The sequence below is a fragment of the Bariatricus sp. TF06-38A genome, assembly GCF_027690675.1.
Lineage (GTDB): Bacteria > Bacillota > Clostridia > Lachnospirales > Lachnospiraceae > Allocoprococcus > Allocoprococcus comes.
The window spans coordinates 385308-405301 of the sequence record NZ_JAQFCE010000001.1 but is presented as its reverse complement, the minus strand read 5'-3'; the positions used below and the strand labels follow the sequence as shown (position 1 = coordinate 405301).

Below are 19994 nucleotides of genomic sequence, written 5' to 3'. Positions count from 1 at the left end.
TTTCTAAACCGCGATCGGAATATTTTTGATCTGCGGTCCTGTCACATAATCGTCTAATCTTACGTCATCCGGTGTAAACTGATAGAAATCTTTCACTTCCGGATTCAGCCAGAATTTCGGTGCCGGGTGCGTCTCTCTTGAAATCAGTTCCTCGATCAGCGAAATATGCCTGTCGTAAATATGTGCATCTGCGATCACATGTACAAATTCGCCCACCTGCATATCGCATACCTGCGCGAGCATATGAAGCAGCACAGCATACTGGCATACATTCCAGTTATTTGCCGCCAACACATCCTGGGAACGCTGGTTCAGGATTCCGTTCAATGTCAGCTTGTCGCTGCCCTTTTCTTTTGTCACATTGAACGTCATGCTGTATGCACACGGATAAAGATTCATCTCATGAAGATCTTGATGTACATAAATATTCGTCATGATCCGGCGGCTGTAAGGATTATTCTTCAGATCATAGAGTACACGGTCTACCTGATCCATCATTCCTTCTTTGTAGACATGCTTTACGCCCATCTGATAGCCGTATGCCTTCCCGATCGATCCATCTTCATCTGCCCAGCTGTCCCAGATGTGACTGTTCAGATCGTGGATATTATTGGATTTTTTCTGCCAAATCCACAAAAGCTCATCCGTACAGCTTTTGATCCCGGTTCTTCTGAGTGTCAGTGCCGGGAATTCTTTTCGCAGATCATACCGGTTCACCACACCAAATTTTTTTACTGTATACGCCGGAGTCCCGTCTTCCCATCTCGGACGTACCTTTTCTCCTTCTGTGCTGGTTCCATTATCAATGATGTCCCTGCACATCTCTATAAAAACTTTGTCTGCATAACTCATGCCTGATTACTCCTTTTTCCAATGCTGTGCCTTTTAATATTCTCTGATAATGCTGCTGATCTCACTTACGATCGGCATTTCTTTTAATTCCTCCAGTGCATCCTGAAGATGGTATTCCTTGACTGCGGATGTCCCGATGACAAGTTCTGCCTTTGCCGCTTTTGCCTGTTCCTGGATCACACGTTCGATACTTACCTTATGATCTCCGAATACTTTCGCGATTGCTGCCAGTACTCCCGGTTCATTACTCACCTGCATACGGATAAAGAAACGATTCTTGACGTCCGCAAATTCCTTGATCGGAAGCTCTTTGTATGCGCTCCATCCGATTCTTCCGGTACAGTTCCATACAATATTTCTTGTAACATCCATCACATCTCCGACAACTGCACTTGCGGTCGGCAGTTCTCCTGCTCCTCTTCCATAGAACATGATATCCCCAACTGCATCTCCGTGTACAAAAACAGCATTAAAGGAATCTCTTACGGTAGCGAGCGGATGTTTCTTATCGATCATCATCGGATAAACACCTGCTTCAATTCCATTAGATGTATTTCTCGCAATACCGATCAGTTTGATCACATTTCCCATCTCTTTTGCGTAATTTACATCTGCTGCTGTGATCTTTGTGATTCCCTCCGTATAGACATCCGAAAATTTCACCTGTGAATGGAATGCTGACGTAGCCATGATTGCCACCTTACGTCCTGCGTCCAGGCCTTCCACATCCGCCGTCGGATCCGCTTCTGCATAGCCAAGCTCTGTCGCCTTTGCGAGTGCTTCTGTGAAATCCATTCCATCTTCAAACATCTTTGTCAGGATATAGTTAGTCGTACCGTTGACAATTCCCATGATCTCATCGATCTGGTTGCCTTCCAGACACTGCTTAAGCGGACGGATGATCGGAATCCCTCCTGCTACCGCTGCTTCAAACAGGAAATCAGCGCTACCTTCTTTCGCAGCGTCATAGAGTTCCTTTCCATATTCTGCGATCAGATCCTTATTTGCACTTACTACATTTTTCCCTGCTTTCAGTGCTTCTGTGATCATCGTTTTCGCTGGCTCAATTCCGCCCATCACCTCGATCACGATTTGGATTTCATCATCTTCTATAATCTCTTTCCACTGATCTGTCAGCAGATTCTGATCTACACCCTGTCTTACTTTTTTCATGTTGTGTACCAGGATTTTCTTTATTTCAAGAGCGGCGCCGGTCTTCTGCTGCATCTCTTCACTGCGGCGTCCAATCAATTTATAAACACCTGTTCCGACTGTTCCAAGTCCAAGTAATCCTACTTTGATCGTCTTTGTATCTGTCATATCTTCGCGTCCTCCTAATCTATAGTAAATCCATTTTATTCTAGCACTTTTTTGTAAATATTCAAAGAACTTTCTTGACATCTTTTGGGGACGTGATAACATTATAAATGTATGATTCTATGTATTTAAGGATGTAAATGTTAAACATAATTTTTAACATTTACATCATTTAATAAGGGAGTAGATACATATTAAAAAACCAAGGAGGAGAGATAAATCATGCAGTGCCCGATTTGTAAAAAGGATCTTGAGATCAAGAACAAAAAAATAGGCGAAAATGAAGCCGGTGAAGCAATCTACAATGAATTCGCAATCTGCCGCGACTGTAAAAAGCAGTGGAATTTAGATAAACAGCGTGAAAAGAAAAAAAAGCTTGCAAAAGAAGCATTGGTTGAAAAAACAGTTGAAGCCGGTAAGGCTGCAGAAAAGCCACACAAAAAGCGCCCGGCTGCCGAAGGAGAAAAAGCTTCTGCCGAACGTCCTGCCCAGCCAAAGAAAAAGAAAAAACGTCCGGTATCTCCGGAAAACGCCGAAAAGCGGACCGCTTCTTCTGCTAATCCAGAAGTACCGGCTCATCCGAAGAAAAAACATCCGAACCCGGCTGCCGAAGGCGAAAGACCGGTAAGAAAACCTCGTCCGAAGACAGAAGGTTCTTCCGAAGAACAGCCATCCAGACCGCATCCAAAGAAACGCCCTGCTACTTCAGACCGTCCACTTCTCAAATATGCAGAAGGTCAGGAAGAAAGCCGGGAAAAAGTTCGTCCACGTCCGAAAAAGAAACGTCCGGAAGAAGCCAAACCGGTACATGCAATTGACAATTCCAGCACACGTATCATTTCTGATGAAGAGGATGAACTTAAAATTACTGCACCTGATCTTTCCACTCCAGAGGGAGAAAAAGAACAGACCTATTCTAATATCCCACCAAAGCATGTCCGTGAAAAACGTGAACAGGAGATGCGTGAGAACTATCAGAATATGTTAGACGAAGAAGATGACGATGATGAGAGACATTTTCCTGTTGTGCTTGTTGTAATCCTTATCTTCCTGATCATCGCAGCTGCTGCATTTGCAGGATACTGGTTCTTCCTGAAATAAAAAAAAGAATAGTTATGATGAAAGACTGGCTCGATGCCAGTCTTTTTTACGTTAGTAATGAGCCAGGGTTTCGTGTGAACACGAACCCCCGGCGAACGTACACCACCTCGCTTAGCAGCTCGATGATGTACATTCGCCAAATACAGATTTTTACACCCATGCAGATCCTTGTGCAAGCACAAATCTGCATGGGTACCAGGGGATATTTATAGTTAGTAATGAGCCAGGGTTTCGTGTGAACACGAACCCCCGGCGAACGTACACCATCTCGCTTAGCAGCTCGATGATGTACATTCGCCAAATACAGATTTTCACACCTATGCAGATCCTTGTGCAAGCACAAATCAGCATAGGTGTGAAAATCTGTATTTGGCTCATTGTATGCACAAAAAAAGAACCACACGCAACATGTAGTTCTTAATTCAAGAGCGACAGACGGGACTCGAACCCGCGACCTCCACCTTGGCAAGGTGGCGTACTACCAACTGTACTACTATCGCATTCATTATTTGTTGTTCATCAGAACAATAAATACTATACAATATATCTATCAATTGGTCAAGTATATTTTCAATTTTATATGTCGGACTTTTCTACTTGTCTTCGCCTATTATTCTGTTAAAATCATTTTTTGTCTGATTAACAGAAAACTTATTGAATCTCCGCAAAAAGTAGAACAGAATTTCTTCATTTTTTCGTTGACAATTCCTTCTTTGTACTGTATAGTAGATATTGTTCTGATGAACACAATTTAATAGATGCGATAGTAGTACAGTTGGTAGTACGCCACCTTGCCAAGGTGGAGGTCGCGGGTTCGAGTCCCGTCTGTCGCTCTTGGTGAGACTTATGATTTTCATAAGTCTCTTTTTTCATTCATGTAAATTTCTGATTAAACTTTTAATTAAATCAAAAGACCCCATTTGTCAGAGTTGTGCCAGATACACAAAAAGGGATCCGCTTTCACTTTTTTGTAAAAGCCTGATCCCTTCTTTTTATTTATTCTAACCTTATAGATCTACTCTTCTATTTTGCCAGCCAGTCCATTGCAATCTTCGCATACATGGCTGCGCCAAGCGGTAATGCTTTTTCATTAAACAGAATCTTTGGATTATGCTGTCCTTTCCATTTACTCTGATCTTCCACTCCGGCTCCGACTACAAAATAACTTGCCGGTATTTTTGCCGAAATCACGGCAAAGTCTTCGGATCCCATGACATGAAATCCACCGTTAATCGTTGTTCCCGGATTCTCAAGAGACTCAACACTTTTAATATACTCTGCATTCAGTTCTTCATTGCAAGTTACACTCGGAACATTGCTGAGTTCTTCGATTTCACATGTAGTACGATAAGCTGCTGCAACAGCCGGAACAATTTCATTGATCCTCCGGATCAGCATCGTCCTTACTTCTTCATTAAATGTCCTTAGTGTTCCCTGAAGCACGCAGCGCTCCGGAATTACATTTGCTGCATTACCAGCTGTAAACTGTCCAATCGTAAGTGCTGCCTCTGCTGATGGTGGACATTCCCTGGCGATCAGTGCCTGAAGAGCATGATAAACTTCTACACCAGCGTTGATCGGGTCAATACAGCCCTCCGGTGCAGAACCGTGTCCGCCACGTCCTGTAAGGGTGATTTTAAAGCCATATACAGACGCCATGGCTTCCACACCATATCCGATCGTTCCATATGGAATTGCCGCAAATACATGCGCTGCAAAGGCAGCATCTACATGCGGATTCTCCAGGACTCCTGCTTCCACTGCTGCTTTCGCTCCGCGGAAGGTCTCCTCACCTGGCTGGAACAATAATTTGACCACGCCCGGCAGTTCTTCTTCATGCGCCTTTAAAATTTTTGCCGCTCCAAGAAGGATCGTAGCGTGCAGATCATGTCCGCATCCATGCATACAGCCATTCTTTGATGCAAATTCAAGTCCCGTTTCCTCTTCTACCGGAAGCGCATCCATATCACTTCTCAGAAGAAAACATTTATCCCCTTTTCCAATCTGAGCGATAATCACTGAAACCTCAGGAAATACCTTGTATTCTACATTCATCTCATCCAGACGTTTACTGATATATTCCACCGTCTTTGGAAGTTCCAGATCCGTCTCAGGAATTTGATGAAGATCTCTTCTCCATTTAATAAGTAGATCATTCATTTCCTGCGCTTCTTCTAAAATTTTATGTGCCATATATCCCATCCTCCTTTTATTTCAACTACCATTATTATAGAATTTCGCTACAAAAAAAGAAATGAACATTTCTTCACTTTGACAGGCATTCCTGCTCTCTGTGAAAAAATGTTCATTTTCCATTTTTCTTTAATAAAATATTTTCACTTACTTTTGCTTACACATATGGTCTTGCCGCTCCAATCACCGTTCCACGACTTGACACTGGATGAATACCTACTCCCTGATTCGGCCATGAATCAATCATCATTCCATTTCCGAGATAAATTGCCACATGTCCATTGTAATAAATCAGATCGCCTCTCTGCATATTTGATGTACTTACCGGCTTAAAGGTATTATTTCTGTACCAATTCATAGAATTATAGGTTTGCCATGCCTGCCATCTGTGATTATAAGGATTGTAAATTCCTAAATCCATGCCAGTTGCATATAAACACTGTAATACAAATCCCGAACAATCCACTGCATCTCCCGGCCAGCTTGACCAAGGTTCTATATATCTTGTTCCAATATACTCATATGCACGTTTGATAAATGCATTAATACAATCTTCACGAGTTGCATCATATGCAATCGTTGAAGGCGATACATAAGTAAAATAACCTGTACAATAGCTTGGAAGTACAACTGTTTTCGAACTCACCTGTGGATATCCTGACGGATTCTGCCATCCAATCTTATTCGGTCTTGCTGCTGTATATATCCTCCACTGCTGTGCATCTGAAGAATTTTTGCTCCATACCTGAACATTTGCACCTGATTTTCCAGATGCATTTTTGACATCCACTACATTTCCAAGTGCAGATACAATCTGAATTCCTTTCTCTCCCATAACAAATTTCCATTTTTGGGCATTACTTCCGTTATTCTGATACTGCTGTACATTTGCACCGGCTGCTGTAGATGCATTTTGTACATCCAGCAGTTTTGCTGAACAGCAGGATGTAATCGTATACCATCCATTTCCCGCACTTCTTACCCACCAACGCTGCGCATAACTTCCATTTGAAGAATACACCTGAACGTTTGCACCATTATTTGAAGAACCTCCTGCTACATCCATCCTGAGTCCTGTATTTGTGAGTGGTGCAAATTCGTAAAATCCGGTTTCAATTATACTTGCACTGTTAAATTTCCATGCCTGTGCTTTTGTTCCATTCACTATATAGGTTCCGATATTGGTTCCATTCGCAGTATTTCCACCTGATACATCCATCGCTTTTCCAGATGCCTTATTGATAAGGATATATCCACCTCCCATCTGCACTTCTAAACTCCATTGTGCAGCTTCTGTATCTCCTGAATTATTTGCCTGACATACATTATTTCCTGATTCTGTCAGATAAAGACCTGATCCTACATTCTGTAATGTAATATATCCATCTTCTGTTGTGCGAACCTGCCACTTCTGTGCCATCGTCTTATTATAAGAATATAACTGCGCATTCGCATTTACTGCAGTACTTCCATTTGTGATATCAATCACTTTCTGTGAAGCAAGTGCAGACTCAACAATATAACAGCCTTCACTTACAGATGCTTTAAATGGAACAAACTGCCATTTCTGGTTTGTACTTTCTGTTGTTTCCTGTGTTGTAACTGTTTCACCGGAAACAGCTTTGCCCGCATCCATAGCAAGACCATTCGCTGCTGAAATCAAAGTATAGGAACCATCCTCATTTTTCCGGATAACCCATCTCTGATTTTTGGTATTATCATCGTTTTGCCATTCCTGAACAATCGTTCCCGGAATCAGTCCCCCGCTTTTTAAATCCACCGTTTTCGCAGTTGCAACAATTCGCAGTCTGTAATAACCATCTTTACAATACTTTACTTCAAAGCATTGAGCCAGTGTTCCATTAGACTGATACATCTGCATTTTTGTGCCATTTGCAGAATTTGCGCCACTCAGATCCAAAACCATCTTATTATTCGCAAGGGAAGTCAGTGCATAGTAACCATCTTCGAGCACTTTCCCTTCCGATGCTACGACCACTTTTGTATTATAGACTTTAAACATCTGTGCTGGTGTTTCATTAGAATCATAGATCTGAATCTGCGTTCCATTTGCACTTCCCGCCCCTGACACATCTAATACCAGATTCCGTCCCAAAGCTGAATAAAATGTATAGGTTCCATTTTCATTTTTTACAGGAATCCATTTCTGCGCCCTGGAATTGTTACTTTGAAATTGCTGTACAGCTGTTCCACTTTTAGCTGTACCATTGCTCACATCCAAAACTTTTCCGGATCCAATATTCACAATTCTTACATATCCGTCTCCTGTAGCTTCGACTTTCCATCTCTGCGCATTCGTATTGTTTGACTCATATAACTGAATTTTAGCCCGATCATTCTTTGATCCGTTCAACACATCCAGGGTCATTTCTGTCTTTATTGACGTTGTAATCTGATAGATCCCATTTGTCAGATCCGAATTTTCTGCTTTTGTTGCCGCAAAAGTATCAATCTCTTTTTCGCTCCAATAAAAATCAGATTGTTCAAACGTCCATCTTACTACTCTCTCATCATCTGCCGGAACTGTAATCAGTTCTCCGTCTGCTGCACTTCCTAACATTTGATTGTTTGCCGCATTTCGGATATACATCTGACCATTTTCGTCCTTCTCAATCTTCCAGAATCTCTGTAATGCTTTTCCGGCTTCTGTTCCAGATGCTGAAACTACAGCTCCCGGAACAACATCTCCTAAATTTGCATCCAGAAATCTGCCTGAATATACTGAACAAATCGTATACGCTGCTTTTTTTTCATTGTATGCTATGTAAAAAGCCTTTTTCGCGGACTTTCCATCTTTGGAAACTTTCCGGACCCCGCTTCCATCAGAACCACTGTTTATAGCAAGTGTCTGATCTCCATTTGTAATCAGATAGGTTCCATCTTCTATCGTGCGTTCACTTTTCACCGTCTCTGTTTGCGTACTGTAAAAAGCAAAATCCGTTCCACTTGTATCTGTCTTTTCACAAATTTCCACATTGTTACTGTCTGTCACGTTGAGAACCAGTTTCTTACCAAGTGCTGAATAAAGAATAATTGTTCCCTCTTCATTTGGTACAGCTACCCACTTCTGTGCTGCTGTCATATTCTTCGTATATTGCTGTACATTCTGACCATTCGCGGCAATGCCACCATTTACGTCCAGTGCTTTTTCTGAACCAGTGTTCGATAAAATAAGATAACCCTTTGAATCATGTACCACTTTCCATCTCTGTGCAGCCGTCATATTTGATTGATATGCTTGTACATTTGCACTGTCGGCTTTTGATCCATTTTTAACATCCAGCACCTGACGGCTTCCCTTTTCCCCGATCACATATTCACCATCTGGAATCACATCTCTGTATACACCAGCCAGCTCATCCATATTCTCTGTTTCAGTCTGCGTCTTCACTTTCTCGGATTTATCCTGTTGCACTGCATCTGTATCCTCTGAATCATCTTCTGATGCATTTAAATCTGGTCCCCTGACTTCTGGTTCTCTGACTTCTTCTGCTTCCTCAGTCTGATTATTCCCATCCGATATCTGATCATCTGCATCTTCATTTTCGAAATCCTGCACTGGCTCTTCGTCCACGCCCTCTGTCTGCTGCGCAGGTTCTTCCGCTGCTGCATAAGATACTGGTGCAATCCCTGCTGTCAATGTAATCATAAGCATTACCGGAAGCAGCTTTCTAATCACATTACTCTTCATCTTCCATCCTTCCCCCTTTTACCTTATAACTACTGCCTGCATACCTCGTGCTGTATAAAGCATACTGATCCAATTTGCATCTTCTGTCAGATAACCGGAAATGGAATCTGACAGATAAACTACATTCTTGTTTCTATCATATCCTTTTAAAACCACCGTATGCGAATTCGTATAAGTTCTGTATTCTTTTCCATTATACCATTGTGAAGCATAACATGCACCTAAAAACTGCTGATAAATTGTAGTCCATATAATAACAGGATTTCCTTCATCCAGATAATCATACAACTTCTGCCAGGAACTGCCTGACACATCATACGCCCGTTTATTACTTCCGTGACTCTTCAGAAAACCGTTGGCTGCATTGGTAAGACCTGGTGCAGAAGTACAATTACCGTTAGAACTATGTGGATTTCCCCAAAAACAGGTTACAAAATTCCAACTACTGCGTGGAAGATAAGAATCTGCTATTGTCGACTTTCCAATATTATATCCATAATATTTCAGCACATTCGTAAGTGCAACCGATTCACAGCCCGTTGGAAGTTCTGGATACTGTTGCACACATGGAACTCCCAGGTTAACGGGCTCCGGTGTATAACTTGTAGATACAAAGGAAAATCGTTGTCCTCTACCTGCATTATCTGTGTAAACCTGAACATTTGCCCCATTATAGCTATTTTCCCCCGAAACATCCAGCACTAACGCATCGCCGAGTACTGAACTGATTCTAAATCCACCTTTCCCAGTATACGTAATCTTCCATTTCTGTGCATTTGAACCGTTGCCATCCCATTGCTGAACATTTGCCCCGGCTGTTCCCGATCCATTAAGTACATCCAGATATTTCTTACTTTTTGCATTAACGATGCTGTATGTACCATCTGAATTCCGGGTAATATTCCACTTCTGCGCACCGGTATTATTCGACTCCCATGTCTGAATATTCGCTCCTGATTTTCTGGATCCTGAACTTACATCAATTACCTGCTTCCGGTTACTGCTAATCTGTATAAGATAAATTCCATTAGCAATCACCGATGTCCCATCTATACGAAAACGCTGCGCATTTGTGGAATTCGCAGCATATGTCTGTACTTTTGTTCCATTTTTATTTGTACCACCTGCAACGTCAAGAACTTTTCCGTTTCCTACATTTTTCAGAATAAGATATCCCTTTGAAATTGTAGGCATCCACTGTTGATCTTCCTCCCCGCTTTCCTTCATCTGTACAACATTTCCATTTACGTCTGCAGTCAGCATCAATCCCGATACCAGAGATTCAAATGAGTATGTATTTTCTCTCCCTTCTACTGCCATAATCTTCCACTTTTGCGCAAGACTTCCATTTCCCTGCCAGATTTGGATTCCTGCGCCATCTGACATTGATCCATTTTTCACATCAAGCCATTTTCCTGCATCCAGACATGTACTGATTGAATAAATGCCTTCCTGCATCAGATTTGTCCGTCTCACCAGATAAAACCTCTGTTCATCTCCCTCACTGCTTTCTTCCCCCTGCAAATTGGTTCCTGAACTTCCTGCTTTATTCGCGAGACTTACAGTAAGTCCGCTTGCCACATTTTTAAATGTATAAGTTCCGTCTTCATTGACGCAGACTGAAAACAACTGATCTTTTTTATCTTTCACAGAACTCCACTGCCTGATATTTGTTCCCGGGACAACATCCCCTCCTGCAACTTCCAATACCTTATCTGTCTGTGCGCACAGGATACGATAATATCCCTCTTCATAAACAAACTTAAAAAGTTGGGCATAGGTCTGATTTCTGCTGTAAATCTGTGCATTTGCTCCATTATTTGAAGACGCACCTGATATATCTACTGCTGACTTTTCGTTACTTTTAGGTACAATTTCATACCAGTTTTCACTGATTCCAAAATCTTCACATGTTCCAATTTCAGCAGTTGTATTTGTAAATAAAAACTGCTGGGCAGTTGTTTCGTTCTTGCGATAAACCTGCACATTACTTCCATTTTTTATGTTTGCTCCTGTCACATCAATCACAAGATTTTCTGTCAGAGCTGAATATAACAGATATTTTCCATTTTCTAACCTTACAGCAATCCATTTCTGCGCACGTGTTCCATTGCTCGTATACTGCGCTACATTATTTCCAGAATTCCCCAGCCCATTCACAACATCTAATGCTTTTCCTGAACCCATATTGATGAACGTAAGATAACCTTTTTCATCATGTGTCACTTTCCACTTTTGCGCAGCAGTCGTATTGGATTCGTAAATCTGGATATTTGCGCTGTTATCTTTTGACCCCCCAGATACATCTAGCACCTGCCTTCTGCTCAGTCCACTGCGAATCACATAAATTCCATCCGCTAAAGCATCTATGCTTTCTGCTGCTTTCTGATCCATCTCTGTATATATATCTTCTACGGTTCGAATCTTCCATCTCTGAGCCGGTGTACCATTGTCTGACCATATCTGGAGTCTCGTTCCCTGCGCACTTTTTCCATTTACTACATCCAACACAAGATTCTCATCCAACGCTGATACCAGACGAATTCCAGCCTCTTCTTCTATCGCAATCCATTTTTGCGCATAAGTTCCATTAGCATCATAAAGCTGTACCGCTGTACCGCTTTTGGCATTTCCGCCCGATACGTCCAGTACTTTCCCTGATTTTTTATTCAGAAATGTCAAATATCCTGTTTCATCACAAATCACTTCCCATTGCTGGGTACTCGCAAGGTTTTCATTCCACAGACAGATTGCTGTACCATTCTTAGTTCCCCCATCCACAGTGTTCATCGCCATATAGGTATCCAGTACAGTGTTAATAAGATTATTCCCCTCTGATATTAAACCTTTGTTTTCTTCCGCAAGTAGATCCAATCGTTCCCGCATGGCCATTTCTTTTTCTTCTTGCTGATCAGAATCTTTGAGTTCTGCATCATCTTTCATCTCCGAATCTGTTTCTGTTGAATCCTCTTCCGCTAGGTCTTCTGCCGGCTCTTCAGTTGGCTCTTCAGTTGGCTCTTCAGTTGGTTCATCCGAATCCATAACTTTATCAGTCTCATTTTCGTTTCCCGCATTATCCGGATTTTTATTCTCCTGAACTTCAACTTCACTGTATTCCTGATCTGCTGCCATCGAAACAACCACACTGTTCCCAATCAGACTGCATACTAGCGCAGCCACCGTTATGAAATAGCCTGTTCTTCTCTTTTTCCTCATAAATTCTCCTTGTAGACAAAAAGGTATGATGCATCCACATCATACCTTACTCTGTTTTATTCCGCTGTATGCTCTTCCAGCTCCAGTCCAAGCTCTTCCAATTGCTTCGGATCAACTCTCTCCGGTGCTTCTGTCATCAGGTCAGATGCATCTTTTACCTTCGGGAACGCGATCACGTCACGGATGCTGTCCTGTTTTGCCATCAGCATAACCAGACGGTCAAGACCGTAAGCAAGTCCTGCGTGTGGCGGCACACCGTATTTAAATGCATTCAGAAGGAATCCGAACTGCTCCTGTGCCTGTTCCGGTGTGAATCCAAGTACTTCAAACATTTTACTCTGGATCTCCTGGTTGAAGATACGGACACTTCCGCCTCCGATCTCGTTACCATTCAGAACGATGTCATATGCTTTTGCACGGACTCTTCCCGGATCACTGTCGATGTACTGAAGGTCTTCTTCCATCGGCATGGTAAACGGATGATGCATTGCTGTGAAACGGTTCTGTTCATCACTCCACTCAAGAAGCGGGAATTCTGTGATCCACAGGAATTTGTATTCATTCTTATCAAGGAGTTCCATCTGGCGTGCCAGTTCCAGTCTGAGTGCACCAAGAACATCCCATACAACTTTATTCTTATCTGCCGCAAAGAGAAGAAGGTCTCCATTCTCTCCAGCCATCGCTTTAATCAGCGCTGCTGTCTCTTCTTCCGTCATGAATTTTGAGAAAGAAGATTTGACAGTTCCGTCTTCATGGATTGCAATATAAGCAAGTCCCTTTGCTCCATAACCTTTTGCAAAATCAACCAGCTTGTCGATCTTCTTTCTGGCCATGCCACCCTGGCCTTTTGCGTTGATACCACGGACAGTTCCGCCTGCTTCAATCGCATTCTTAAATACAACAAATTCGCTGTCTTTGACAGTCTCTGTCACATTAACCAGCTCCATGCCGAAACGGATATCCGGTTTATCAGAACCGAATCTGTCCATTGCTTCCTGCCAGGTCATTCTCTGAATCGGGAGCTGTACATCGATATCCAGTACATCTTTGAACAGATGTGCAAGCAGTCTCTCATTGATATCAATGACATCATCAACATCTACAAAAGAAAGTTCCATATCCATCTGTGTAAATTCCGGCTGACGGTCTGCACGAAGGTCTTCATCACGGAAACATTTTACGATCTGGAAATAGCGGTCATATCCGGAGCACATCAGCAGCTGTTTGAAGATCTGCGGTGACTGCGGAAGTGCATAGAAGCTTCCCGGATGAATACGGCTCGGTACCAGGTAATCTCTTGCACCTTCCGGTGTACTCTTGATCAGGAACGGTGTCTCGATCTCAAGGAATCCTTCTTTTGCCATGAACTGACGTGCGAGGGTAGCCACACGGCTTCTCATCATCAGGTTTCTCTGGATGTCCGGTCTTCTAAGATCAAGGAAACGGTATTTCAGACGTACTTCCTCTTTTGTCTTGGAATTCTCTTCGATCGGGAACGGAGGTGTCTCAGATTCAGATAAAATTCTGAGTTCTTCCGGTTTGATCTCAATCGCACCTGTTGCAAGATTTTCATTAACTGCACCGGAACGTTTTTCAACAGTTCCCACGATTGCTACAACAAACTCACTTCTAAGCTTTGCTGCCTTCTCAAGAAGCGCTTTATCTGTACTTCCCTCTTCAAAAACAACCTGGATCAGTCCGGAACGGTCACGTACATCTACAAAAACCAGTCCACCTTTATTTCTGTTCTTCTGTACCCATCCCATGATGGTTACTTTTTCACCGATGTTTGCCTCTGAAAGCTCTGCACACCGATGTGTTCTTTTCAGTCCTGTCATTGACTCTGCCATTCTAATTTATCCTCCTGCGTTTCTCTTTCCTTATAAATCCATAACGGAATCTTTGTAGCAGTCTGTGATATCTTCATATCCTTCTGCGATCAGCTGATCCTTCTGGAATTTCTTGTTCTTCTTCATATTGACCACCAGAACCTGTTTCCCGGCTGCGCGGTCAGCTTTTGCCATCTCAAGTACTTTGAGGATGCCTTCCTTGTGCATATTCTTTTCAAGAAGATATGCTTTTTTCTGGCGCTTGGAAGGAATCTCATATCCATTTTCCAGAAGCAGCATGACAATACGCTCAAATCCGATTGAGAATCCACATGCCGGTGTGTCCTGCCCTGTGAATTTACCGATCATCTTATCGTAACGTCCGCCACCTGCAACAGAGCCGCCAAATTCATCCATCGTTACTTCAAAAATGGTTCCTGTATAGTAAGATTGTCCACGTACCAGCGTCGGATCAAATTTTACTTTGAAATCTGCCTCTTTTGCACTTTCTACGCTGGAAATGATCATTTCCATGCTGTCAGCTGTCTTCTCATCAAGGAATCCTGCCAGCTTTTCTTTGCAGAAACGGATTCCATCAACATCCGGGTTAATCTCATCAAAGAGTCCGAGATAAGTATCTACATTTTCTTTTGTATAACCCATCTCAACCAGTTCTTCGCCTACGCCTTCTTTGCCGATCTTATCCATCTTATCAAGGATGATAAATACTTCGTCGAAATCTTCTTCCTTAAATCCACTGAATGCAGCCATCGCCTTTAAGATATTACGGTCATTGATACATACCGTAAAATTGTGGAAATCCATCTTTCCAAGCATGGTCGTAGTTGCAAGGATCAGTTCGATCTCTGCAAGATTACCCGGCTCACCCAAAATATCGATATCGCACTGCATGAACTGACGGAAACGTCCTCTCTGTGGACGGTCTGCTCTCCATACATTGCCAATCTGAAGTGCCTTAAACGGTGACGGCAGTTCATTTGCATGATTTGCATAGTATCTTGCAAGCGGAACTGTCAGGTCATAACGAAGTCCTCCGTCTACCAGATCGATCTCTTCTTTTGCCTCAGCAATTTTCAGTTTTTCCCCTCTCTTCAGAATCTTGAAGATCAGTTTTTCATTGTCGCCACCCTGTTTGCTGCACAGGTTCTCAATGTGTTCCACACACGGTGTCTCTATGGAAGTAAATCCAAATGTCTTATAGGTATCCTTGATCATCTGGATCACATAATCTCTGATTTCCATTTCTTTCGGGAGCATGTCTTTCATGCCGGTAACCGGTTTTTTCTTTAATGCCATAACCATTCTCCTTTTCGCTCTATCATCTCATCGATACGGGAAATATATTCTCCCACATCTCTGACATTTTCTATTCTTATCAGATTCGTCATCCGCCCGTTTTTACTTCCGGGCGCCGGAATCTCATACGGAAGCACCACCTTAGTCGATGCGCCTGCACCGGCAGCAACGATGGACTGCTTTTCCTCCATAATCAGTATATTGTAAATTCCCGCTTTGTCAACCTTTGCGTAACCTACATTTTCAAAATTTCCTGCAATATTCTTCTGTCTGTAGAGATAATACGGATAAAGTCCCATCTCACCGGCCGCCTTACGTGCCATATCGATCATCTCTTCCAGCTCTCTTGCCATCTGTTTGTAATTTTGTTTTTCTGTGCTTGCAGCCCGTTCGCGTGTCAGTCTCGAACCATGTTTCATTGCAAGTGCATGGACCGTCAAACTATCCGGTGCAAGCTCTTTGATCTGACGAAGAGTATCTTCCATTTCCTCCGGATGTTCTCCCGGAAGACCTGCGATCAGATCCATATTGATATTGTCGAATCCCAGTTCTCTTGCCAGATGGAAAATGCGGACTACATCTTCCACTGTGTGACGTCTTCCGATCACATCCAGTGTCTTCTGCTGCATGGTCTGTGGATTGATGGAAATTCTGCCAACTCCATGCTTTCGAATCACTCGCAGCTTGTCCTCAGTAATACTGTCCGGTCTTCCGGCTTCGATCGTATATTCTTTCAGATGTTCAAAGGAAAAATGTTCTTCCAGGAAACTCAAAACCCGGTCCATCTGCTGTGCACTCAGGGTTGTCGGCGTACCGCCTCCCATATAAATCGCATTAAGATGCTTTTCTTTTGAAACCTCTGCAATGAATGCAAGCTCTTTTAAAAGTGCATCTACATATTCATCCATCCGGTCCTGCCATTTTGCAACCGGATAAGAAGTAAAGGAGCAGTAACTGCAGGTTGTCGGGCAGAACGGAATTCCGATATAAAGACTGTATCCATTTTCATAATCCAGCTTGTCAAGCTGGGCTTTTTCCCGCTTTGCAATCTCGATACCAAGCATTGCTTTTTTCTCGCTTACCACATAGGTATCATGCATATACCGGATGATTTCTTTCTCAGAAGAACCTTCTTCCAGTCTTTCCATGATCATCTTTGTGGGGCGGACACCTGTCATATTCCCCCATGCATGTTCTTCTCCGGTCTTTTTGACCAGGGTCTGATATAATTTTTTATTGATATAACGCTTTTGTTCTCTTTTTTCGCTGATGTCTGCGATTTCAGCCTCCCTGCAATGAAAAAAGGTCCACCGGACCTTTTTATCACATGCCTGCTCTCCCAGATCCGGTTCCTCTTCTGCGGTCATCTCGATCAGAAGTTCCTGTTCTGGATCTACCTTCTGGCTGATCTCGGCATCAGGAAGAAATGACTTTACGATATGATACATGTCGTAAGTGAAACGTTCATTCTTACAGCTGATCCGAATCATTTCTCTGCTCCTCTATACATACGGGTTGTTCACTTTTTCGTTACCAATCGTTGTTGCGCCCATGTGTCCCGGGAATACCTTTGTTTCATCCGGAAGCAGGAACAGCTTTTCCTTGATCGAACGAATCAGTGCAGAAGTGCTGCTGGTTGCAAAATCACTTCTTCCGACTGAACAACAGAACAATGTATCTCCACTGAAAAGTACTCCCTCTTTTTCTACATAGTAGCATACGCCGCCCTGGGTATGTCCCGGTGTATGGATCACCCGGAAATCTTCTCCGATCAGATGAAGCACATCTCCATCATGGATCACGTCTCCACCCGGGTAGCTATAGCCATTTGTATATACCGTTGACTCATTCATAGACGGTGTGTGAAGAAGCTCCAGATCGGATTCTTCTACGTAAACCGGCATTTCTCCATACCGGTCGATCACTTTATCGATTCCCATGATATGATCAAAATGCGCATGAGTCAGAAGAATTGCCTTAATTACAAGCTCTTCCTCTTCGATATAACCGATCATCGCTTTTGACAGGTTTGCCGGATCAACGATCACGGTCTCTTTTGTTTCTTCATTAGTAACAATGTAACAATTGGTACTGATAATTCCTGTTACAAATTTTTCGATTTTCATTTCTTTTTACCCCACTGCTCGTTCTATATCCAGCACGCCGACGATCTGCCGGAGCTTTCCGATCACTTTTCCAAGCTCCTCTCTTCCCCGGACAATAAATCCGGCTTCGATTGTTGCTGTTCCCTGTTTGCTGGTTCTTACATTCATAGACTTCACATCAATATTCATCTCCGTGAACACCTTAGACATATCCATCAGAAGTCCCTGCCTGTCATTTGCATACATCTTGATCTCAGCCAGATAGCTTCCGGTATCTGTACCTTCCTCCGGTTTTTCCCATTCTGCCGGGATCAGACGCGCTCTTTCCGCTTCTGACAGATGAATGATATTGACACAGTCCGTCCGGTGGATCGACATTCCGCGTCCGCGGGTGATAAAGCCAACGATCTCATCTCCCGGCACCGGATTGCAGCATCTGGAAAAACGCACTGCCATATCGTCGATTCCCTTGACCACGATACCACTCTTGGATCTGGTGATATGCACCTTGTTCTTTGCCGCTTCCGCAACCTTTTCCAGAACACTTTCGTCGGTCAGTTCTTTTCGGTGATCCTTACTGTATTCTTCTGCAAGACGGTTGACGATCTGCCCTTCCTTCAATCCGCCATGTCCAAGTGCTGCAAGGATTGAATCCCAGTCCTTAAAGCCGTACTTTTCCTGCACGATCTGCATATATTTCAGTTTCATCAGATCCGAGAGTACAAATCCTTTTGCCTTACAGTACGTGGCGAGCATTTCCTTACCACGTACAATATTTTCTTCTTTGAATTCTTTCTTAAACCACTGGTTGATCTTGTTCTTCGCCTGGGTACTCTTGACGATACTCAGCCAGTCACGGCTCGGTCCTTTGGAGTTCTGCGAAGTCAGGATCTCGATTCGGTCCCCGTTCTGGATCTTGTAATCAATATTGACCAGCTTGCCATTGACCCTGGCACCTACCATCTTGTTGCCGACCGCAGTATGGATCGCATAGGCAAAGTCAACCGGCGTAGAACCGTTCGGCAGGTTCTTGACATCTCCGTTCGGTGTAAAGCAGTATACATCCTCTGCAAATAGATCCAGGTCTCCTTTCAGAAGATTCAGAAATTCCCGGTTGTCTGACATGTCTCGCTGCCATTCCAGGATCTGACGAAGCCAGCTCAGTTTCTCTTCTTCCTTCGCTTCAACGCTCTTCTTTCCATCTTCAGACTCTTTATATTTCCAGTGTGCCGCAATACCGTATTCAGCAGTTTTATGCATCTCTTTTGTACGGATCTGGATCTCAAACGGCTGACCGATCGAACTCATCAGAGTCGTATGCAGAGACTGGTACATATTTGCCTTCGGCATTGCGATATAATCTTTAAAACGTCCCGGTACCGGTGTATACATCTCATGGATAACTCCAAGTGCCGCATAACAGTCTTTTACAGAATCTACGATAATACGGACTGCAAACAGATCATAGATCTGATCCACCGTCTTATCCTGGTTCACCATCTTCTTATAAATGCTGAAGAAATGCTTCACACGTCCGTTCACTTCTGCATCAATGTTCGCATTCTTCATATGCGTGGAAACCTCATCCACGATCTGCTGGACAAATTCTTCCCTTTCCGTTTTTCTTGCATTGATCTGCTTTACCAGATCGTTAAAAACCTCCGGCTGGGAATATTTGAGTGCCAGGTCATCAAGCTCTGTCTTGATCTTGGAAATACCAAGCCGTTGTGCGATCGGAGCATAGATATCCATGGTTTCTTTTGCTTTTTCCAACTGTTTCTCCGGTCGCATATACTGCAGGGTACGCATATTGTGCAGACGGTCGGCAAGCTTGATGATGATAACACGGATATCTTTTGCCATCGCAAGGAACATCTTACGAAGATTCTCAGCCTGGACCTCCAGCTTATCCGCTGAATAGGAAAGCTGTCCCAGCTTTGTGACACCGTCTACCAGAAGAGCCACCTCATCTCCGAATTCCTGACGGATTTCTTCGTCCGTCATCACCGTGTCTTCTACCACATCATGAAGGATGCCGGCAACGATCGTCTCTTTGTCCATCTCCAGTTGTGCCAGAATTATTCCTACCCACAGAGGATGGATAATATACTCTTCTCCGGATTTCCGTGTCTGCCCTTTATGCGCATCTCTTGCAATATGATATGCTTTTTCGATCATAGAGACGTCCGCCGAAGGATGGTACTTTCTGACTCGCTCGATCAGACTTTTATAGAGCAGTTCCGGATTCTGATAATCTTCCACATCCTTTACCGCATGACCATCTACGATCTCCAGTTTTTTATGTGTTGGTTCGATCAGCATCTCCTGCTGGATTCCGATATCGTCTGCCAT

The 19994-nt window shown here is 43.2% G+C and carries 11 protein-coding genes and 2 tRNA genes; 2 read left to right on the top strand and 11 right to left on the bottom strand.

What is annotated here, in order from left to right; all coding sequences use genetic code 11:
- Positions 1-3 precede the first annotated feature (3 nt).
- Positions 4-852 carry a thymidylate synthase gene (gene thyA / locus PG418_RS01915; protein ID WP_008369620.1) on the bottom strand — a complete coding sequence of 283 codons (849 nt, stop codon included), beginning with the start codon at positions 850-852 and terminating at the stop codon, positions 4-6.
- A gap of 33 nt (positions 853-885) precedes the next feature.
- On the bottom strand, positions 886-2172 hold the full coding sequence (locus PG418_RS01910) for a homoserine dehydrogenase (RefSeq protein WP_498836978.1): 1287 nt from the start codon (positions 2170-2172) through the stop codon (positions 886-888).
- Positions 2173-2391: 219 nt separating this feature from the next.
- Between PG418_RS01910 and PG418_RS01905 the strand changes: the two genes are divergently transcribed.
- The gene (locus tag PG418_RS01905) at positions 2392-3270 is read left to right on the top strand and encodes a hypothetical protein (protein WP_270476136.1); all 879 of its coding nucleotides are present in this window, start codon (positions 2392-2394) and stop codon (positions 3268-3270) included.
- A 427-nt stretch (positions 3271-3697) separates the two neighbouring features.
- Here the strand turns inward: PG418_RS01905 and PG418_RS01900 are convergent.
- Positions 3698-3770 (bottom strand) — tRNA-Gly (locus PG418_RS01900).
- 260 nt (positions 3771-4030) lie between these two features.
- Between PG418_RS01900 and PG418_RS01895 the strand changes: the two genes are divergently transcribed.
- Positions 4031-4103, top strand: a tRNA-Gly gene (locus PG418_RS01895).
- 190 nt (positions 4104-4293) lie between these two features.
- Here the strand turns inward: PG418_RS01895 and PG418_RS01890 are convergent.
- From PG418_RS01890 to PG418_RS01855, 8 genes are all read right to left on the bottom strand, one after another.
- Complete coding sequence (locus PG418_RS01890; RefSeq protein ID WP_346996795.1) at positions 4294-5463, bottom strand: M20 metallopeptidase family protein; 1170 nt, start codon at positions 5461-5463, stop codon at positions 4294-4296.
- A 157-nt stretch (positions 5464-5620) separates the two neighbouring features.
- Positions 5621-9175, bottom strand: coding sequence for an RICIN domain-containing protein (locus tag PG418_RS01885; RefSeq protein ID WP_498836977.1), 3555 nt, complete (start codon positions 9173-9175; stop codon positions 5621-5623).
- Positions 9176-9193: 18 nt separating this feature from the next.
- Positions 9194-12391, bottom strand: a complete 3198-nt coding sequence (locus PG418_RS01880) for an RICIN domain-containing protein (RefSeq protein WP_498836976.1) — start codon at positions 12389-12391, stop codon at positions 9194-9196.
- A 56-nt stretch (positions 12392-12447) separates the two neighbouring features.
- A complete protein-coding gene (gene aspS, locus PG418_RS01875; protein WP_195509935.1) occupies positions 12448-14241 on the bottom strand; it encodes an aspartate--tRNA ligase in 1794 nt (597 codons plus the stop codon).
- Positions 14242-14271: 30 nt separating this feature from the next.
- The gene (hisS, locus tag PG418_RS01870; RefSeq protein WP_055156792.1) at positions 14272-15543 is read right to left on the bottom strand and encodes a histidine--tRNA ligase; all 1272 of its coding nucleotides are present in this window, start codon (positions 15541-15543) and stop codon (positions 14272-14274) included.
- Positions 15528-17027 (bottom strand): coproporphyrinogen dehydrogenase HemZ, encoded by a 1500-nt coding sequence (gene hemZ, locus PG418_RS01865; RefSeq protein WP_195368015.1) that lies wholly within the window; start codon positions 17025-17027, stop codon positions 15528-15530. The genes hisS and hemZ overlap by 16 nt, the downstream gene beginning before the upstream one ends.
- A gap of 12 nt (positions 17028-17039) precedes the next feature.
- A complete protein-coding gene (locus PG418_RS01860) occupies positions 17040-17663 on the bottom strand; it encodes an MBL fold metallo-hydrolase (RefSeq protein WP_008369645.1) in 624 nt (207 codons plus the stop codon).
- A gap of 6 nt (positions 17664-17669) precedes the next feature.
- The gene (locus PG418_RS01855) at positions 17670-19994 is read right to left on the bottom strand and encodes a RelA/SpoT family protein (protein ID WP_173685102.1); all 2325 of its coding nucleotides are present in this window, start codon (positions 19992-19994) and stop codon (positions 17670-17672) included.

Coding starts and splice junctions, on each gene's coding strand:
- thyA (WP_008369620.1), bottom strand. CDS start 852: ATGAGTTATGCAGACAAAGTTTTTATAGAGATGTGCAGGGACATCATT.
- PG418_RS01910 (WP_498836978.1), bottom strand. CDS start 2,172: ATGACAGATACAAAGACGATCAAAGTAGGATTACTTGGACTTGGAACA.
- PG418_RS01905 (WP_270476136.1), top strand. CDS start 2,392: ATGCAGTGCCCGATTTGTAAAAAGGATCTTGAGATCAAGAACAAAAAA.
- PG418_RS01890 (WP_346996795.1), bottom strand. CDS start 5,463: ATGGCACATAAAATTTTAGAAGAAGCGCAGGAAATGAATGATCTACTT.
- PG418_RS01885 (WP_498836977.1), bottom strand. CDS start 9,175: ATGAAGAGTAATGTGATTAGAAAGCTGCTTCCGGTAATGCTTATGATT.
- PG418_RS01880 (WP_498836976.1), bottom strand. CDS start 12,391: ATGAGGAAAAAGAGAAGAACAGGCTATTTCATAACGGTGGCTGCGCTA.
- aspS (WP_195509935.1), bottom strand. CDS start 14,241: ATGGCAGAGTCAATGACAGGACTGAAAAGAACACATCGGTGTGCAGAG.
- hisS (WP_055156792.1), bottom strand. CDS start 15,543: ATGGTTATGGCATTAAAGAAAAAACCGGTTACCGGCATGAAAGACATG.
- hemZ (WP_195368015.1), bottom strand. CDS start 17,027: ATGATTCGGATCAGCTGTAAGAATGAACGTTTCACTTACGACATGTAT.
- PG418_RS01860 (WP_008369645.1), bottom strand. CDS start 17,663: ATGAAAATCGAAAAATTTGTAACAGGAATTATCAGTACCAATTGTTAC.
- PG418_RS01855 (WP_173685102.1), bottom strand. CDS start 19,994: ATGGCAGACGATATCGGAATCCAGCAGGAGATGCTGATCGAACCAACA.